11 protein-coding genes and 1 pseudogene are annotated in these 16,430 nt (G+C 72.8%); 8 read left to right on the forward strand and 4 right to left on the reverse strand.

Annotated features, from left to right (window positions below):
* Both AEQ27_RS15915 and AEQ27_RS15920 read left to right on the forward strand, forming a co-directional pair.
* On the forward strand, positions 1–1,254 hold a 1,254-nt coding region (locus AEQ27_RS15915; RefSeq protein WP_054147562.1), incomplete at its 5' end, for a molybdopterin-dependent oxidoreductase.
* Positions 1,255–1,352: 98 nt separating this feature from the next.
* A complete protein-coding gene (locus tag AEQ27_RS15920) occupies positions 1,353–1,652 on the forward strand; it encodes a putative quinol monooxygenase (RefSeq protein WP_054147563.1) in 300 nt (99 codons plus the stop codon).
* 38 nt (positions 1,653–1,690) lie between these two features.
* Here the strand turns inward: AEQ27_RS15920 and AEQ27_RS16870 are convergent, their stop codons facing one another.
* Together AEQ27_RS16870 and AEQ27_RS18480 are read right to left on the reverse strand one after the other, a co-directional pair.
* Positions 1,691–3,319 (reverse strand): DEAD/DEAH box helicase, encoded by a 1,629-nt coding sequence (locus AEQ27_RS16870; protein WP_369813674.1) that lies wholly within the window; start codon positions 3,317–3,319, stop codon positions 1,691–1,693.
* Between the two features lie 1,463 nt (positions 3,320–4,782).
* Positions 4,783–5,121 (reverse strand): annotated as a pseudogene (locus tag AEQ27_RS18480) (hypothetical protein); the annotation flags it as partial.
* A gap of 321 nt (positions 5,122–5,442) precedes the next feature.
* Here AEQ27_RS18480 and AEQ27_RS15930 point away from each other — a divergent pair.
* Positions 5,443–6,291 carry an HAD family phosphatase gene (locus AEQ27_RS15930; protein WP_082383676.1) on the forward strand — a complete coding sequence of 283 codons (849 nt, stop codon included), beginning with the start codon at positions 5,443–5,445 and terminating at the stop codon, positions 6,289–6,291.
* Entirely contained in the window at positions 6,288–8,795 is a 2,508-nt protein-coding gene (locus tag AEQ27_RS15935) for a glycoside hydrolase family 65 protein (RefSeq protein ID WP_054147565.1), read from the forward strand. The genes AEQ27_RS15930 and AEQ27_RS15935 overlap by 4 nt, the downstream gene beginning before the upstream one ends.
* An 88-nt stretch (positions 8,796–8,883) precedes the next feature.
* On the opposite strand, the gene AEQ27_RS15940 is transcribed toward AEQ27_RS15935, so the two are convergent.
* Positions 8,884–10,416, reverse strand: a complete 1,533-nt coding sequence (locus AEQ27_RS15940; protein ID WP_054147571.1) for an MFS transporter — start codon at positions 10,414–10,416, stop codon at positions 8,884–8,886.
* A 75-nt stretch (positions 10,417–10,491) separates the two neighbouring features.
* On the opposite strand from AEQ27_RS15940, the gene AEQ27_RS15945 reads away from it, so the two are divergent.
* Both AEQ27_RS15945 and AEQ27_RS15950 read left to right on the forward strand, forming a co-directional pair.
* Entirely contained in the window at positions 10,492–11,148 is a 657-nt protein-coding gene (locus AEQ27_RS15945) for a TetR/AcrR family transcriptional regulator (RefSeq protein WP_054147566.1), read from the forward strand.
* Positions 11,149–11,258: 110 nt separating this feature from the next.
* Positions 11,259–13,793 (forward strand): carboxylate--amine ligase/circularly permuted type 2 ATP-grasp protein, encoded by a 2,535-nt coding sequence (locus tag AEQ27_RS15950; protein ID WP_054147567.1) that lies wholly within the window; start codon positions 11,259–11,261, stop codon positions 13,791–13,793.
* Positions 13,794–13,845: 52 nt separating this feature from the next.
* On the opposite strand, the gene AEQ27_RS15955 is transcribed toward AEQ27_RS15950, so the two are convergent.
* Entirely contained in the window at positions 13,846–14,202 is a 357-nt protein-coding gene (locus AEQ27_RS15955; RefSeq protein WP_054147568.1) for a hypothetical protein, read from the reverse strand.
* Positions 14,203–14,301: 99 nt separating this feature from the next.
* Between AEQ27_RS15955 and AEQ27_RS15960 the strand changes: the two genes are divergently transcribed.
* Together AEQ27_RS15960 and AEQ27_RS15965 are read left to right on the forward strand one after the other, a co-directional pair.
* Entirely contained in the window at positions 14,302–15,561 is a 1,260-nt protein-coding gene (locus AEQ27_RS15960; protein WP_152970426.1) for a hypothetical protein, read from the forward strand.
* 92 nt (positions 15,562–15,653) lie between these two features.
* Positions 15,654–16,421: a hypothetical protein gene (locus AEQ27_RS15965; RefSeq protein WP_054147570.1), complete on the forward strand. Its 768-nt coding sequence runs from the start codon at positions 15,654–15,656 to the stop codon at positions 16,419–16,421.
* Positions 16,422–16,430: the final 9 nt, after the last annotated feature.

A 16,430-nucleotide genomic window follows, 5' to 3' on the forward strand; every position in this document is an offset into this window, starting at 1 on the left:
GTCTTGACCCGCGCGGACGCCGGCCAGGTGGACGCCATCCCGAGCCTCGTCGGCACCTTCGCGGCCGTGCTGCTCGTCGACAAGCTCGCCTCGCGCCTCCGTCGGTGGGTCCGTTCGACGTCGCCCGGGTGGGCCGAGCAGACGCAGCCCGTCCCGCCGCTGCGCGGGCCCGGGCTCGAGCGCCGGTCGTTCCTGACCTACACGGTGGTGGCCGGCGTGGCCGCGGTCGTCGTCGGCACGGGGGCACGCGTGGTGAACGCGGGCCGCGCGAACGCGGCGGCGCTGCGGCGTGCCCTGACGCTGCCGCGCGCGAGCGTGACCGAGGCCGCGGTGCCGGCCGGCGCCTCCCTGGACGTCGAGGGCATCACGCCGTACGTGACCCCCAATGCCGACTTCTACCGCATCGACACGGCCCTGCAGGTGCCGTCGATCGACCCGGCCGACTGGAGCCTGCGCATCCACGGCCTGGTCGACCGCGAGGTGTCGATCTCGTTCGACGAGCTGCTCGCCCTGCCGCTCGAGGAGCACATGGCGACCCTCAGCTGCGTCTCGAACGACGTCGGCGGCGACCTCATCGGCAACGCGCTCTGGCTCGGCTACCCGATCCGCTCGTTGCTCGAGCGGGCGGGCCCGAACGGCGGCGCCGACATGGTGCTGTCCCGCAGCATCGACGGCTTCTCGGCGGGCACACCGCTCGACGTGCTGCAGGACGAGGGCACCGACGCGCTGCTCGCGGTCGGCATGAACGGCCAGCCGTTGCCGATCGAGCACGGATTCCCGGTGCGGATGGTCGTGCCCGGCCTGTTCGGCTACGTGTCGGCGACCAAGTGGGTCGTCGAGATGGAGGTGACCCGCTTCGCCGATGCCGAGGGCTACTGGACGCCGCGAGGCTGGGACGCCCTCGGGCCGGTCAAGCTCGAATCGCGCATCGACGTGCCCCGCGACGGGGGATCGGTGGACGCGGGGACGGTGTCGATCGCGGGCGTGGCCTGGCAGCCGCACACCGGGGTCGAGGCGGTCCAGGTGCGGATCGACGGCGGCTCGTGGCTCGACGCGACGCTGGCCGACTCGGTGTCGGCCGACACCTGGCGTCAATGGGTCTACCGGTGGGACGCCGGGTCGGCCGGGTCGGGGTCGCACACCATCGACGTGCGGGCGCAGGGCGCGGACGGCACGTGGCAACCCGAGGCGTACGTGCAGCCGGCTCCGAACGGGGCCGAGGGGTGGCACCGCGTGACCGTCGACGTCGCCTGACCCGGCGGACGAGGAGGCGCGGGTGCCAGGGTGGGAGGTCGCGGCCCGTCCGCCGCGCGGCCCGCTCCCGGGGTCGCCGCCCGATCGAAGGAACCACCATGCCCACCATCGTCCACCTCGAACTCCACGTCGACCCCGCCCGGCTCGACCTCGCCCACGAGATCGCCCGCGAGACCCTCGTCGCCACGCGCGCCTGGCCCGGCTGCGAGGGGCTCGAGGTGCTGATCGACGACGCCGACCCGTCGGTGATGATCGTCGTCGAGCCCTGGGCCTCGTCGGCCGACCACGACGCCTACGTCGCCTGGCGGGCCACTCCCGAGGGGGCGAACCGTCTGCCCGAGGTGCTGCTCGCCCCGCCGACCACCCGCACCTTCGCCGAGACGGTGTCGCTGGGCTGACGCCCTGCCCGACCGGGCCCGGCCCCGCCCGGCCCGGCTCAGGCGTCGAGCAGGCCGCGGATGTCGTCGGCGGTGAGCGCCGCGCTGAACACGGCGTCGTCGTCCATGACCGCGTCGAAGAGCTGCGACTTCTGCGCCTGCAGGGCCAGTACCTTCTCTTCGATGGTGTCGTTCGCGATCATCCGGTAGACCATGACGTTGTCCGTCTGGCCGATGCGGTGCGTGCGGTCGACAGCCTGGGCCTCGGTCGCCGGGTTCCACCACGGGTCGAGGATGAAGACGTAGTCGGCCTCGGTGAGGTTGAGCCCGAATCCGCCGGCCTTGAGGCTGATCAGGAACGCGGGGGCGTCGCCCGTCTTGAACCGGTCGATCACCTCGCCCCGACGCCGGGTCGACCCGTCGAGGTACTCGTAGGCGACGCCGCGCTGTTCGAGTCGCGCCGCGACCTTGTGCAGGAAGGTCGTGAACTGGCTGAAGATCAGGGCACGGTGCCCCTCGGCGACGACGTCCTCGAGTTCGTCGAGCAGCTGGTCGAGCTTCGCCGAGGGGATGTCGGCGTAGGCCTCGTCGACGAGCGACGCGTCGAGCGACAGCAGTCGTAGAAGGGTGAGCGACCGGAAGACGATGAACCGGTTGCGGTCGAGGTCGTCCATCAGGCCGAGCAGCTTCTGCCGTTCACGCTGCAGGAAGGCGTCGTAGAGGTCGCGGTGCGCGGGGTCGAGGTCGACTCGCAACACCTGCTCTTGCTTGGCCGGCAGGTCGGAGGCGACCTGCTCTTTCGTGCGGCGCATCATCAACGGTCGGATGCGCTTGCGCAGCTTCTGCAGCAGGTCGGGTGCCTCACCCGTCGCGATCGGCTTGACGTAGTCGTCGGCGAACCGGACGCTGCTGCCGAGCAGCCCGGGCGCCACCACGTGCAGCAGCGACCACAGGTCGGTGAGGCTGTTCTCGAGGGGCGTGCCGGTGATCGCGAGCTTGAACGGCACGTCGAGGTCGACCGCGCAACGGTGCGCCTGCGAGGCGCGGTTCTTGACGAACTGCGCCTCGTCGAGGATCAACCCCGCCCAGCCCTCGGCCTGGTACGCGGCGAAGTCGAGGCGGAACAGCGCGTAGGAGGTCACGACGACGTCGGCACCCTGCGCGAGGCCGTGCACCGACCCCCGCCCGCCCTTCGCCTGGGTGGCGGTCACGGCCCGGACGGTCAGCCCCGGGGTGAACCGTGCGGCCTCGGCCACCCAGTTCGACACCACCGAGGTCGGAGCGACGACCAGGAAGGGTGCGGACGGGATGCTCGGAGCGTCCGACACGGCTGCGGCTGCGGCGTCACCGGCCCGGGCCCGCTCGGTCTCGCGCACGTGCGCGACGAGCGCGAGCGTCTGCAGCGTCTTGCCCAGCCCCATGTCGTCGGCCAGGACGCCACCGAGTCCCTGGGCGTGGAGGAAGGCGAGCCAGGCGAACCCCTCGTGCTGGTACGGGCGCAGGGGCGCATCCCCGCGGCCGGCCCGGGGATCGCCGTGGCGGCCTCGAGGCCGCCGGCGTCGGCGAGGGCCAGGAGCCCGCCGACCGCCTGCTGCCACTCGGCGGCGGGGACGGTCTCGTCGGCGAGGTCGTCGAGCTCGGACCAGAGGCTCGCCTGGTAGCGGTTGATGCGCGGGGCGACCTGCCACTCGTCGGGTGCCGACGCCTCGTCGATCAGTCTCTTCAGCTCGTCGAAGGCCGGGTGGGCGAGGGACAGGTAGGAGTGGTCGACGAGCAGCAGCTTCTTGCGCCCCTTCGCGAGGGCGGTGATGAGCGGCGTGAAGGGCACGGTCCGTCCCTCGACGGTCACCAGCACGCCGAGGTCGAACCAGTCGCGCTTGTCGGTCGGCATGGTTGTGATGGTCAGACGTGGCTCGTCGGTCAGCTCGCGATAGTCGGGCCGCGTGCCGACGAGGTCGACCTGCAGGTCGGTCCGCGCCTCGAGGGCGGGCAGGGTGCCGGTCGCGAACTCGGCTGCGGTCACCCCCTCAAGCACCTGGTCGCGGGGGACGACGTCGAGCTCGCCCAGGTCGGGGACGGGGGAGTGCGCCGTCAGCGGCCGCAGCGAGCCGTCGATCGTCCACCCCCACGTCAGGCGGATCGCCTGCCCCTTCTCGAAGGTGACCGTGAGGGTCAGCACGGGCGGCACGATCGTCGGGAACTCGATCGAGGCGTCCGAGCTGACGACGTCGACGCGCCGGCGAAGGGTGGGGTAGTAGTCGCGCAAGAACTCGTCGGAGTCGGCGGCGGGCACGACCACCTCGGGCGTGACCGTCAAGAGTCGGCGTTGCTCGTCGTCGAGCGGGGCCGCGGTCGGCGCGAGGGTGAAGGTCAGCGCGGGTTCGTGCGCGACGCACCACACCCCGTGGTCGGCGATCACGCCGGTCGACTCCGCGCGACGGGCCACGCCGTCGACGGTGACCCCGGCGGTCAGCAGCATCGAGCCGTCGTCGCCGCGCACCGCGTCGACCGTGACCCGGGCCTCGTCGCCGACGACGACGTCGGTCGCCCGCTTGCCCGTCACGAGCGAGATGCCGAGGCGCTCGGCCTCGGCCAGCAGCGGCCAGAGCAGGGGGCTGCCGAAGTCGTCGACGAACAGCCAGTCGGCGTCGCCCGGCGTGTAGGTCGAGACGGCCGACCGGTGCAGCGCCGCGAACTGGCCGAACCAGGCGTGGTGCTCGGGCTCGATGGCGAGCCGGTTCAATTGGTACGGCAACGACGACCAGGTGAGGTTGCCCCGCACCCAGTTGCCCGTGCCGCTCAGGGTGACCGGCCGCACGCCGAGTCGCTGCACCGTCGGTCCGCCCTGACGGCGGGCGGAGGGCGCGACCGCGCGCCCCCGGGTCGAATGCGCTCGGTCGCGCAGTTCGAACAGCAGACCCATGCGGGTCGTCCGGGCCGAGGAGGCGCGGGTCGGCTGCCCGATCGCCCCCACCGTGGACCGCCAGTCGCTCCCGCCCGTGCCGGTCCGTGCAGCGCCCAGCGCCGTCACGCCCCCGGTCGTCAGGTCGTCGACGGTGGGTGTCGGAGCACTGCGATCGGCCACGGCCCGGGAGTTGCTCTGCAGCAGAGTCGCCGCGACGTGCTTGCAGTCGCCGCCGATCGGGCAGCTGCACCGGCTGCGGACCGGACGGCTGTACTCGCCGCGGGTCGCCCGCAGGTCGACGACGACCTGGTACGGCGTCGACTCGGCGCCCTGGACGGTGCCCTCGAGGCGCTCGTCGGCCGCGTGCCATTCCGTGGTGAGCACGGCCGAGTCGCGGACGTACTCTTTCGCCCGGTTGAAGGCGCGGGGCCCGACGAGCCGGATGACGTCGACGGCGTCGACCAGCGGCACGGCCGTCGAGTGGACGGGGTCGTCGAGGTCGTCGGCGTCGAGGGCCGCGGTGCCGCCACCGGCGTCGAAGCCGCCGTGCACGTCGAACTCGTCGCCCAGGTCCATGTCGCCCATGATGTCAGCCGCCGCCGACACCTCGGGCTCCGTCCACAGGCGCCGGGGCCGTCCAGAGGGCCTGGTGGTCCGGTCCGTCGTCCCGTCCCCAGGGCCCGGGTGCTCCACACCCCGGTCGGGTGGCTAGGTGTGCGGCCGGAGCGGTGCCACACTTGACCCGTGCGGTCCACGCCGCACCCCCGACGGCGCAGCAGGCGGTGCGCACCATCCCCGCTCACCCCTGTCGTGCCACCCCCGCATCGTTCCCGCCTCACCGGCACCGGGCCGTCGTCGCCCCGGTGCCGCTCACCCTGCCCGCACGCTCGAAGGGATCGGCACCCCGTGTCTTCCGCCACGCCCCGCGACGCCTCGCGACTCGCCCACCTCGACGCCCTGCTGTTCGACCTCGACGGCGTCCTCACGCCGACCGCCGAGGTCCACATGCGCGCGTGGTCCCGCCTCTTCGGCGAGTACTTCGCCGCGCACGACCTCGCGCCCTACACCGAGGCCGACTACTTCGAGCACGTCGACGGTCGCCCGCGGTACGACGGTGTCCGTGCCATGCTCGCCGCCCGCGACGTGGTCCTCCCCGAGGGTTCGCCCGACGACGGCCCCGACACCGAGACCGTCTGCGGACTCGGCAACCGCAAGAACGCGGCCTTCGCCGCCGAGCTCGCCGAGAACGGCGTGACGCCGTACCCGGGGTCGGTGGCCTTCCTCGACCGGGCCATCGCCGAGGGCGTCCGCGTCGCCGTGGTCTCCAGCTCGCGCAACGCCGTGCCCGTGCTCGAGGCCGCGGGTCTCCGCGACCGGTTCGACGTGATCGTCGACGGTGTCGTGGCGGCGGCCGAGGGCATCACCGGCAAACCGGCCCCAGACACGTACCTCGAGGGCGCGCGCCGCCTCGGTCTCACCGCCGACGACTGCGTGGTCGTCGAAGACGCCCAGTCCGGTGTCGAAGCCGGTCGCCGTGGTGCCTTCGGCCTCGTCCTCGGGGTCGACCGCGGCACGGGCGCGCAGACCCTGCTCGATTTCGGCGCCGACCTCGTGGTGGACGACCTCGGCACGTTGGTCGAGGCGCTCGACCGAACCCGCGCCTCCTCGGCTCCGAACCCCGACCAGGCGACACCGGGAACCCCCTCGACCAGCAGCACCAGCAGCACCACCGGCACCACGGAGGCACAGTCGTGAACCACATCACGTCCGACCCGCTCGACCGCTCGCGGTTCCCCGTCGACGAATGGGCCTTCGTCGAGGACGAGTACATCCAGGGCGACGAGGGCCTCACCGAGACCGTGTTCGCGGTGGGCAACGGTTACCTCGGCCTGCGTGGCAACCCCGACGAGGGTCGTGGCGGCCACTCGTTCGGCACCTTCGTCAACGGGTTCCACGAGACGTGGCCCATCCGGCACGCCGAAGAGGCCTTCGGGTTCGCCCGGGTCGGCCAGACGATCGTCAACGTGCCGGACGCGAAGGTGATCCGGCTCTACGTCGACGACGAGCCCTTCGTGCTGTTCGAGGCCGACATCCTGCGCCACACCCGGCGACTCGACTTCCGCGACGGCGTGCTCGTCCGCGAGATCGACTGGCGCACCCCCTCGGGCAAGCGCGTCCTGGTGACGAGTCGTCGCCTGGTCAGCTTCGAGGACCGCCACCTCGTCGTCATCGAGTACGAGGTCACGATGCTCGACTCGTCGGCGTCGCTGCTCATCTCGAGCCAGATCCTGAACCGCCAAGACCTGGGAGACCAGTACCACGCCGGCATGCGGGCCGCGGCCGAGGCCTTCGACCCGCGCAAGGCCGAGTCGTTCGACGACCGCGTGCTGCAGCCGGTGCTCAAGCGCAACGGCGGCACGCGGGCCGTCCTCGGCTACCGCACGACGAACTCGGGCATGACGATCGCGGTCGGCGCCGACCACCGCATCGAGACCGACGCCGAGTGGGACCAGTCGTCGCAGATCGACGACGACATCGCCAAGCACGTCTACCGGGTCAAGGCCCAGGCCGGGCAGAAGGTCCGCCTCGTCAAGACGATCAGCTACCACACGAGCCGTGGCGTGCCCCCGCGCGAGCTGGCCGACCGCTGCGACCGCACGCTCGACCGGGCCGGCGAGACGCCCACGTCCGAGATCTTCGCCCACCAGCGCGCCTGGCTCGACGACTTCTGGCAGCGCAGCGACGTGCAGGTGGCCGGTCAGCCCGAGATCCAGCAGGCCGTCCGCTGGAACCTCTTCCAGCTCGCCCAGGCCACGGCCCGCACCGACGGTCAGGGTGTCGCGGCCAAGGGCGTGACCGGGTCCGGTTACGGCGGTCACTACTTCTGGGACACCGAGATCTACGTCCTGCCGTTCCTCACCTACACGTCGCCGAACGTCGCCCGCAACGCCCTGCGCTTCCGCCTCGGCATGCTCGACGCCGCCCGCGACCGGGCCGTCGAGTTGAACCAGCGAGGTGCCCTCTTCCCGTGGCGCACGATCAACGGGCTCGAGTCGAGCGCCTACTACGCGGCCGGCACGGCGCAGTACCACATCGACGCCGACATCAGCCACGCGCTCAGCCAGTACGTCCAGGCGACGGGTGACGAGGACTTCCTGCAGCGGGGTGCCGTCGACATCCTCGTCGAGACCGCCCGTCTCTGGGCCGACCTCGGCTTCTGGCGGTCGAACGGCGACCAGCGGTTCCACATCGACGGCGTCACCGGGCCCGACGAGTACACCACCGTCGTCGACGACAACCTCTACACGAACGTCATGGCACGGGCGAACCTGCGCGCGGCGGTCCGGGTGGTCACCCGCCTCAAGGACGAGGCCCCCGTGGCCTTCGACCGCATGGTCGCCCGCCTCGGCCTCGAAGAACACGAGATCACGGGCTGGCAGCTCGCCGCCGAGGCCATGCACATCCCCTACGACGACCATCGGGGCATCCACCCGCAGGACGCCCAGTTCCTCGACAAAGAGCTCTGGGACCTCGAGGCCACCCCCGCGAACAAGCGTCCGCTGCTGTTGCACTACCACCCGCTGGTCATCTACCGCTTCCAGGTGCTGAAGCAGGCCGACGTCGTGCTCGCGCTGTACCTGCAGGGCGACGAGTTCACGCCCGAGCAGAAGCTGCGCAACTTCGAGTACTACGACGCGCTGACCACGGGCGACTCCACCCTGTCCGGCGTCGTGCAGTCGATCATCGCGGCCGAGGTGGGCCACCACCAGCTGTCGCAGCAGTACTTCCTGTCGTCGCTGTACGTCGATCTGGCCGACCTGCACAAGAACACCTCCGACGGCGTGCACGTCGCGTCGACCGGTGGCATCTGGAGCGCGCTCGTCAACGGCTACGGCGGCATGCGCGACTGGCTCGGTTCCATCACCTTCGACCCGCGCCTGCCGGCCGACTGGGACGAGCTCTCGTTCCGCGTCTCGGTCAAGGGCAGCCGCCTGCGGGTCGCCCTCGCCCAGCACGAGATCGTCTTCACGATCGAGACGGGCGATACGGCGACGGTGTCCGTCCGCGGTGACGAGTTCCAGGTGACCCCCGACGCCCCGGTGCGGGTCGCCCTCGACGGTCAGGGCCCGCGCATCACGACGCGCGTCCCCACGACGAGCGACCTGCGCGGCCTGATGCGGGCCGACGGCTCGGTGATCACGGCGTCGATCCCGACGATCAGCGTCGACCGCTACGACGAGGACGAAGCCGCGTCCTGACCGACGCGGCGTCCGTCGCGCAGACGACCCGCGCCTTCCCGGCCCCGAGGGCTGAGGAGGCGCGGGTCGTCTGCGCGAGGGGGTCGCGTCAGTGCACGGGGACCGGCGCGTCGACGGCGGGAGAGGCCGAGGCGTCGACGTCGTCCGACTGCGGGACGCGGCGACGGAACAGCAGGGCCGCGACGACCGCGCCAACGGCGAAGAACCCTGCCCCCCACCAGTACGCCGTGGCGTAGCCGGCGACGGCGGCCTCGGCCGCGACGGCCCCGGTCGCCGGCAGGTGGTCGGCGACGTAGTTCGCCGCGGCGGTCGCCGCCAGGGTGTTGAGCAGTGCCGTGCCGATCGACCCGCCGACCTGCTGGCTCGTGTTGACCATGGCCGAGGCCCCGCCCGCGTGGCCGCGGTCGACGCCGAGCGTGGCGGTCTGGATCGACGCGGGCATGATCGAGCCCATGCCGAAACCGAGCACCATCAACGCCGGCAGCACGTTGGCGGCGTACAGGCTCTCGAGGTCGAGCCGGGTGAGCAGCAGCATGCCGACCACGCCGAGGGTCATGCCGAACGGCACCATGATCTTGGGCCCGAAGCGCGGCACGAAGATGTTCGTCGACAGCTGGGCCGCGAGCACGAGCATCGCGATCATCGGCAGGAAGGCCAGGCCGGTCTTCGTCGGGGTGTAGCCGAGCGAGGTCTGCAGGTAGTACGTGACGAACAGGAAGATGCCGAACATGCCGGCGCCCGCGATCGTCACGGACGCGTAGGCGGCCCCGCGGTTGCGGTCGAGCACGATGGACAGGGGCAGCAACGGGTGCTCGGCACGGCGCTGCCACGCCACGAACGAGGTGAGCAGCACGACGGCCGCCGCCAGGAAGCCCCAGGTCAGGGGGGAGTCCCAGCCCTGGGTCTCGGCGTTCGAGAAACCGTAGACCAGCGAGAAGAGCGCACCCGAGACGAGCAGCGTGCCGGGCACGTCGAGCTTCGGGCGGGGGCCGGTGCGGGTGACGTGCGACACGAAGATCGCGGCCCCGACGATCGCGACGGCGGCGATGACGACGTTGATGTAGAGGTTCCAGCGCCACGAGGCGTACTGGGTCAGGAACCCGCCGAGCAGCAGGCCGATGGCCCCGCCGGCACCGGCGATCGCGCCGAAGACGCCGAACGCGCGAGCGCGCTCCTTGGGGATCGTGAAGGTCGTGGTCAGCACGGCCAGGGCGGTCGGGGCGAGCAGCGCGCCGAACGCACCCTGCAGGGCGCGGGCGAAGACGAGCAACCCGAAGGTGCCGGCGGCGCCGCCGAGGGCCGAGGCCAGGGCGAAGCCGATCAGGCCGATGATGAACGTGCGCTTGCGGCCGATCAGGTCGCTGACGCGGCCGCCGACGAGCAGCAGGCTGCCGAAGGCGAGCGAGTAGGCGGTGATGATCCACTGCCGGTCGCCGTCCGAGAAGCCGAGGTCGGTCTGGGCGGCGGGCAGGGCGATGTTCACGACCGTGGAGTCGAGCACGACCATCAGCTGGGCGAGGGCGACGGTGGTGAGGGTCCACCAGCGCCGTGACGACGGCGGGGTGGGGGAGGACGAGGAGGCGCGGGTCGCGCCGTCAGGGGAGGTGGAGGCCTGAGACATGAGCGCGAGCATATACGAGTCCCGCCAGTTTCGGATACAGGCAGTTTCGTAAACATCCGATGTAGAGTCACCCCCATGACCGACAGGGAAGGCGCGGCGACGACGCCCGCTGAGACCGACCCCGCGACACCCTCGCGACCGGGTCGCAAGCGCGACCACAGTCGCGACCCCGAGATCCTCCGCTGCACCATCGACGTGCTCGCCGAGACCGGCTTCGAGGGCATGACCATCGAGATGGTGGCTGCCCGCGCCAAGGCCGGCAAGGCCACGCTCTACCGACGCTGGGCGTCCAAGGGTGAGCTCGTCGTCGACGCGGTGGCCTGCCTCAAGCAGGGTGCCGTCGACCTCGACGGCCTGCCCGACACGGGCACGCTGCGCGGTGACCTCGTGGCCATGATCAAGCCGCACAGCATCGACGACGCCGAGAAGAAGATGCGTGTCATGGCGGGCGTCGTCACGATGCTCTCGACGACGCCCGAGCTGGCCGAGGCCGTCGACGCCGCGATCGTCCAGCCCCGCGCCGAGGCCAACCGGCTGCTGCTGCGCCGGGCCCTCGAGCGAGGCGAGATCGCGGCCGACACCGACATCGAGGCGCTCGCCCTCGTCACCCCGTCGATGGTGTCGTACCGCGTGCTCGTCCTGCGGAAGCCCGTCGACCGCGACTACCTCGTGGGGCTCATCGACGGCGTGCTCCTGCCCGCCGCAGGGGTGCGCCAGACCGCTCGGGTCTGACTCCGCGGCCGACCGGGCCCGCGCCTCCTCGCTGCTCCCGTGGGGTTCCGTTCATGTGAAATCCTCATGAAGAGGCGGGCAGAACCGGGTCACGCCCGTACTGTGCAGGCATGAGCGCAGAGCTGACGCTGGGGGCCGAAGAAGAGCTGCACCTGATCGACCTCGAGACGGGGCGTCTGTCGGCCCGTGCACCGCACCTCCTGACGCGGCTGCCCGCCGACCGGTACGGGGCCGAGTTGCAGCGCACCACGATCGAGACCAACGTGCCGGTCGTGACCACGCTCGACGACCTGCGGCGCGAGATCCTGACCCTCCGCCGCGACCTGGTCGAGGTGACCACCGCCGAGGGACTCGCCATCGGCGCCGTCGGCACGGCCCCGCGCAGCGAGTTCGCGGACTTCGAACTGACGACCTCCGGACGCTACGGACGCATGCACGAGCAGTACCGCCTGCTCGTCGACGAGCAGCTGATCTGCGGACTGCAGATCCACGTGGGGGTGGCCGACCGCGACCTCGCCGTGCAGATCGCCGGACGGATCGCCCCCGTGCTGCCGGCCCTGCTCGCCCTGAGTGCCAGCTCGCCCTACTGGAACGGGCAGGACACCGGCTACGCGAGCATCCGCTCGCTCATCTGGCAGCGGTGGCCGAGCGCCGGAGCGACCGGGCCGATGGCCGACGCCGCCGAGTACGACCGGCTGCTCGCCGACCTGATCGCATCGGGCGTCATCGCCGACAGCGGGATGGCCTACTTCGACGTCCGACCCTCGAGCCACGCGCCCACCCTCGAGCTGCGCACCTGCGACGCCTGCCCTCTGGTCGACGACGCCGTGTTGATCGCCGGCCTCTACCGTGCCGCGGTGCGCCGGGCCGAGACGGACGTCGAGGCCGGTCGACCCGCCGAGCACCGGGCGGCTCCGCTGCACCGCGCCGCGATGTGGCAGGCGGCGCGCAGCGGGCTCGGCGGCGAACTGCTCGACCTCGAGCAGCACCCGTCACGGCTGCCCGCGGCCGAGGCCGTCCGGCAGCTCGTGGCCCGGTTGCGCCCGCAGCTCGAGGAGTTCGGCGACTGGCAGACCGTGAGCGATCTCGCCGAGGCCACGCTCGCCCGCGGCAACTCGGCCGACCGACAGCGCGCCGCCTTCGCCGAACGGGGACGGCTCGACGACGTGGTCGACCTGGTCGTCCGCGAGACGCACGGCCCCGCCGCCGGGCTCGACGCCCCGGCGCCGACCCTCGTCGGGTACCGGTTCCGCGCCGGCGACGAGGCGATCGGCCCGGGGCTGCACCCGCGCCCGGCCTACCGTGACGTGGCCGGGTTCTTCCAGGAGCTCGGCGCGACCGAGGCGCACGCCCGGTCCGTCGCGCGAGACGCCTGGTGCGAGCGGGCCGGCCTCGGATTCGGCGTGGGCGGCGACCACCGGGCGTTCCACTGCGACCTCGTGCCCCGCATCGTCACGCGGCACGAGTGGAGCCGGCTCGAGGCCGGTCTGACGCAGCGGGCCCGGGCGATCGAGGCGTTCCTGCGCGACGCCTACGGCGAGCGTCGGGTCGTGGCGGACGGCGTGCTGTCGCACGAGCAGGTCGTCGGGGCGGCGGGCTGGCGCGACGAGGCCACCCGGCTGCCCGCCGACGCCGTGCGGGCGGCGGTGCAGGGCTTCGACCTGGTGCGCGACGAACTGGGTGGCTGGCGGGTGCTCGAGGACAACGTCCGGGCGCCGAGCGGGGCCGCGTTCTCCCTCGCGGTGCGGCGGCTGCTCGCCGAGGGGGGGCCGGACGCTCCGCGGCCGGCGGGGGTGCTCGACCCGACGAGCGTGTTCGCGGTGCTGCGGGCGACGCTGCTGGCGCACGCCGCGCCTCCTCGGGGCGGAGGCGACCCGGTCGGCGCGGTCCTCAGCGAGGGTCCGACGAGCCCGGCCTGGTACGAGCACCGCACCCTCGCCGAGGGCGCGGGGCTGCTGCTGCTGCAGGCCGACGACGTCGAGGTGGAGGAGGCGCGGGTCGTCGAGCGCAGGACCGGCACCGTCGTCGACGCGCTCTACCTGCGTCTCGACCGCGAGCTCGTCGACGTGCACGCGCCGCACGACCCGTTGCTCGGCGAACACCTGATGGACGGGGCGGCGGCGGGCGGCGTCCTGCTGGCCAACGCCCCCGGCAACGGGCTCGCCGACGACAAGGCGATGTACTGTGCCGTGCCGGACCTCATCTGGTACTACCTGGGCGAGCGTCCGCTGCTCGAGGCGGTCCCGACCTACCGGGCGGGCGCCCCGGCCGAGCGGCTCGCGGTGCTCGACCGGGTGGGCGAGCGCGTCACGAAGCCGGTCGACGGCGAGGGCGGCCGGGGCGTCCTGATCGGGCCCTCGGCGAGCGCGGCGGTCGTGGCCGAGCGTCGGGCCGAGATCGCCCGCGATCCGTCCGGCTGGGTCGCGCAGGAGGTGGTGAGGCTGTCCTCGCACCCGACCCTGACGGCGACCGGGCTGCAGCCCCGGCACGTCGACCTGCGCTGCTTCGTCTACCTCACCGGCACCGGGGCGGGCGAGAGCGTGCTCGCCGACCTGGGGCTCACCCGCGTGGCGCCCGAGGGCAGCATGATCGTCAACTCGTCGCAGGGCGGGGGCGCGAAGGACACCTGGATCGTCGGCGGCTGAGTCGCCGTGAAGACGTCGGGAGGCGCGGTGTGGGCCCGTGCCCCGGCACCGGTCAGAAGGGTCCGGCGGCCTTCGCGACGGCCTCGAAGAGGGCGGTGGTGTCGTCGTCGCGGCGTTTGACCGACGTGCCGATCGTGCCGCCGGGGGAGTGGACCTCGGCCGAGACCCGGCTGCCCTTCTCGGACGGGGTGAAGTCGAGGCGGACGGTGTCCGTACCACCTGCCGAGGCCGACCGGCGGAGCAGCGTGGCCCCCGTCTCGTCGGCGTCGCCCAGCGAGAACGTCGGGCTCGCCTGCAGTGCCCGGCGCACGAGCCCGGGCAGCATGGCCACCGGCAGCTTGAGGTCGAGCGACGCCCGGGTCACCTCGGGGTCTCCTCGGACGATCTGGGGTCCCTGTGCGTCGGCCATGATCGGAGCGTAGTGCCGACGGACGGCGCCGTCGATCCTCTCGCACGGCGTTCCGTGAGGATCACTCGTCGGTGGGGGTGCTTCCCCTACGCTGACTCCATGACTGAACCGACCCCTCTGCCTGCTTCGGGTGGTGTCCGGCTGCCCCCGCCTCCCTCACCCGACGAGATGCGGGCGACGAGCGAGCGCATCGACGAGCTGGCCCGGACGGCCGAACGGCGGGGCATCGACGACACCGACGCCCAGGCCGACCTCTGGGACGCGCTCTTCGCCCTCGACCGCTGGTGGTTCATCGCCCGTGGTGAGCTGCCCGACGTGCAGCCGCTCGTGGTCGACGTCGACGGACGTCTCATGGTCCTGGCCTCCACCTCGCCCGAGCGGGCGCGGCAGCACGGCCTCGCGCGAGGACTGTCGGAGGAGGAGGCGGGCCGGCTCCTCGCCCTGCCGTCGAGCGGCTTCGTCGACGATGCCGTCGCGCGGGAGCGCACCGGCGTGTTCGGCGTCCTCTTCGACGTCGAGGGGAAGGGGCCCTACGCACCCCTCGGCGCACTCGACGCCATGCGCCGCTTCGGCCTCGACCGGCAGGCGCGACGGTCGCCGGGTGCCGACACCTCGGCGCCCGCGGCGCCCGCCGCCCCGTCGGCGTCCACAGCAGCTGCCGCGCCTCCGGCATCCGGGGCCTCGGCCGGCCCGGACCGTTTCGCCCTGCCGACCGACGCGCCGGTGCTCGTGGTCGCCCACGACGGTCGGCGGCTCCGACGGCAGCTCGTCGGTTCCGGGATCGGCGTCCTCCTCGCCCTCGCCCTGCTGGCCGCCCTCGTGACGTGGGCGGTCACCAGCACGGCGCTGCTCTGGATCGTGGTCGCCCTCTGGCTCCTGCCGACGCTGCTGCCGATCGCGACGTTCTCCGCGTACGTCGGGGCCGTGCGTCCCCGGGGCCGGTCGGCCCTGCCGGTCCACGCGGCCGCGGTCGTCATCGACGGCAGCGTCGTCGTGCCCTGGGACTCGGTCACCCGGGTGAGCTGGGTCGACGGACCGGCCGGCACCCTCGCCGGCGCCGGGGGGCGACGGATGCGACGACTCTCGATCGTCGCTCGCCTGTTCGCCATCGGCGACGGCAAGCGGCTCGTGAACTTCCACCTGCGTGACCACGACGAGGTGAGCCGTCACGCCGGCAGCGAGGGGACGACCCGCCTGGTCGATCCGACCCGTGCAACGCCGTCGCTGCCGGCGGACGCCGCGCACGCCTACGTCGTCCTCACCGACGCCCTCGGGTCGAAGGACTTCGCCGCGATGACCGTGGTGCTGCAGCGCCTGGTCGAGGCCCGCGGGCTCGGCTGGTCTCGCGCGGCCGAGTAGGCCGCAGACGACCGAGGAGCCGGGCGCGGGGTCGCGTCGGGCACCGCCTGCGCACCCGGGCCTCACCCGGCGGGCCGCCCTACGCTGGGGCGATGCCGAGTTCCGACCCGTCCGACCCCCGCCACCCGTCGAGTCCTCGCGGCTCGTCCGGCACCGCCGCGCTCACCTGGGGCGTCGTGCTGCTCGCGATCGCCGTGATCGGGTCGCCGATCGGCGCGTCGGTGCTGCTCGTCGGGCTCGTGGCACCCGGTCGGCAGTCGTCCGTCGCCGTCGTGGTCGCCCTCGCGGTGGCCCCCGTCCTGGCCGCCGGCGGCGTCGTGCTCGTGAGAATCGGGCGGGGTCAGCGCCGCCGGGCCGGGCTCGGGAAGGTCGTCGACCGGGCCGCCCCGCCAGCGGGACCGACGCCGTCGACGCGCCCCGCGCCTCCTCGGGTCGCTCCCGGCGGCGCGGCACCGGTCGTCGTGCCGCCCCCTGCGGTCGATGCGACACCGGTGCGGACCACGGCCGTCGTGGTCGACGATCCGGTCGCCCTCTGGCGCTCGGCGTTCCGGCTCGAGGCCTGGTGGTTCGTCGACCGCGGCACGGCCGGGGCCTCGAAGCCCTTCGCCGTCGTCGACGAGGGCACCCCGACCCTGCTCGCGTTCACCTCGCCCGAACGCGCCCGGGACGCCGCCCTCGCCCGCGGCCTCGACGCGTCGTCGGCCGACCGCCTGGTCTGGCGTGCGCCCGCCGACTTCGTGGCGGACGTCGGCACGTACACCCGTGCCGGACTGAGGCGTCTTGCCCTCGACCCCGACCAGCACGGGGCGTCCGGCACCCTCGCGGTGCTGCCCGAGATCGCACGACTCGTCCGGCGCTGAGCTCCGGGC

This window comes from Frigoribacterium sp. RIT-PI-h (assembly GCF_001297205.1).
Taxonomy (GTDB): domain Bacteria; phylum Actinomycetota; class Actinomycetes; order Actinomycetales; family Microbacteriaceae; genus Frigoribacterium.

Bases quoted from the DNA above. Each gene is read 5' to 3' on its own strand.
- AEQ27_RS15920 (WP_054147563.1), top strand. From the start codon at position 1,353: ATGCCCACCATCGTCCACCTCGAACTCCACGTCGACCCCGCCCGGCTC.
- AEQ27_RS15940 (WP_054147571.1), bottom strand. From the start codon at position 10,416: ATGTCTCAGGCCTCCACCTCCCCTGACGGCGCGACCCGCGCCTCCTCG.
- AEQ27_RS15945 (WP_054147566.1), top strand. From the start codon at position 10,492: ATGACCGACAGGGAAGGCGCGGCGACGACGCCCGCTGAGACCGACCCC.
- AEQ27_RS15950 (WP_054147567.1), top strand. From the start codon at position 11,259: ATGAGCGCAGAGCTGACGCTGGGGGCCGAAGAAGAGCTGCACCTGATC.
- AEQ27_RS15955 (WP_054147568.1), bottom strand. From the start codon at position 14,202: ATGGCCGACGCACAGGGACCCCAGATCGTCCGAGGAGACCCCGAGGTG.
- AEQ27_RS15960 (WP_152970426.1), top strand. From the start codon at position 14,302: ATGACTGAACCGACCCCTCTGCCTGCTTCGGGTGGTGTCCGGCTGCCC.
- AEQ27_RS15965 (WP_054147570.1), top strand. From the start codon at position 15,654: ATGCCGAGTTCCGACCCGTCCGACCCCCGCCACCCGTCGAGTCCTCGC.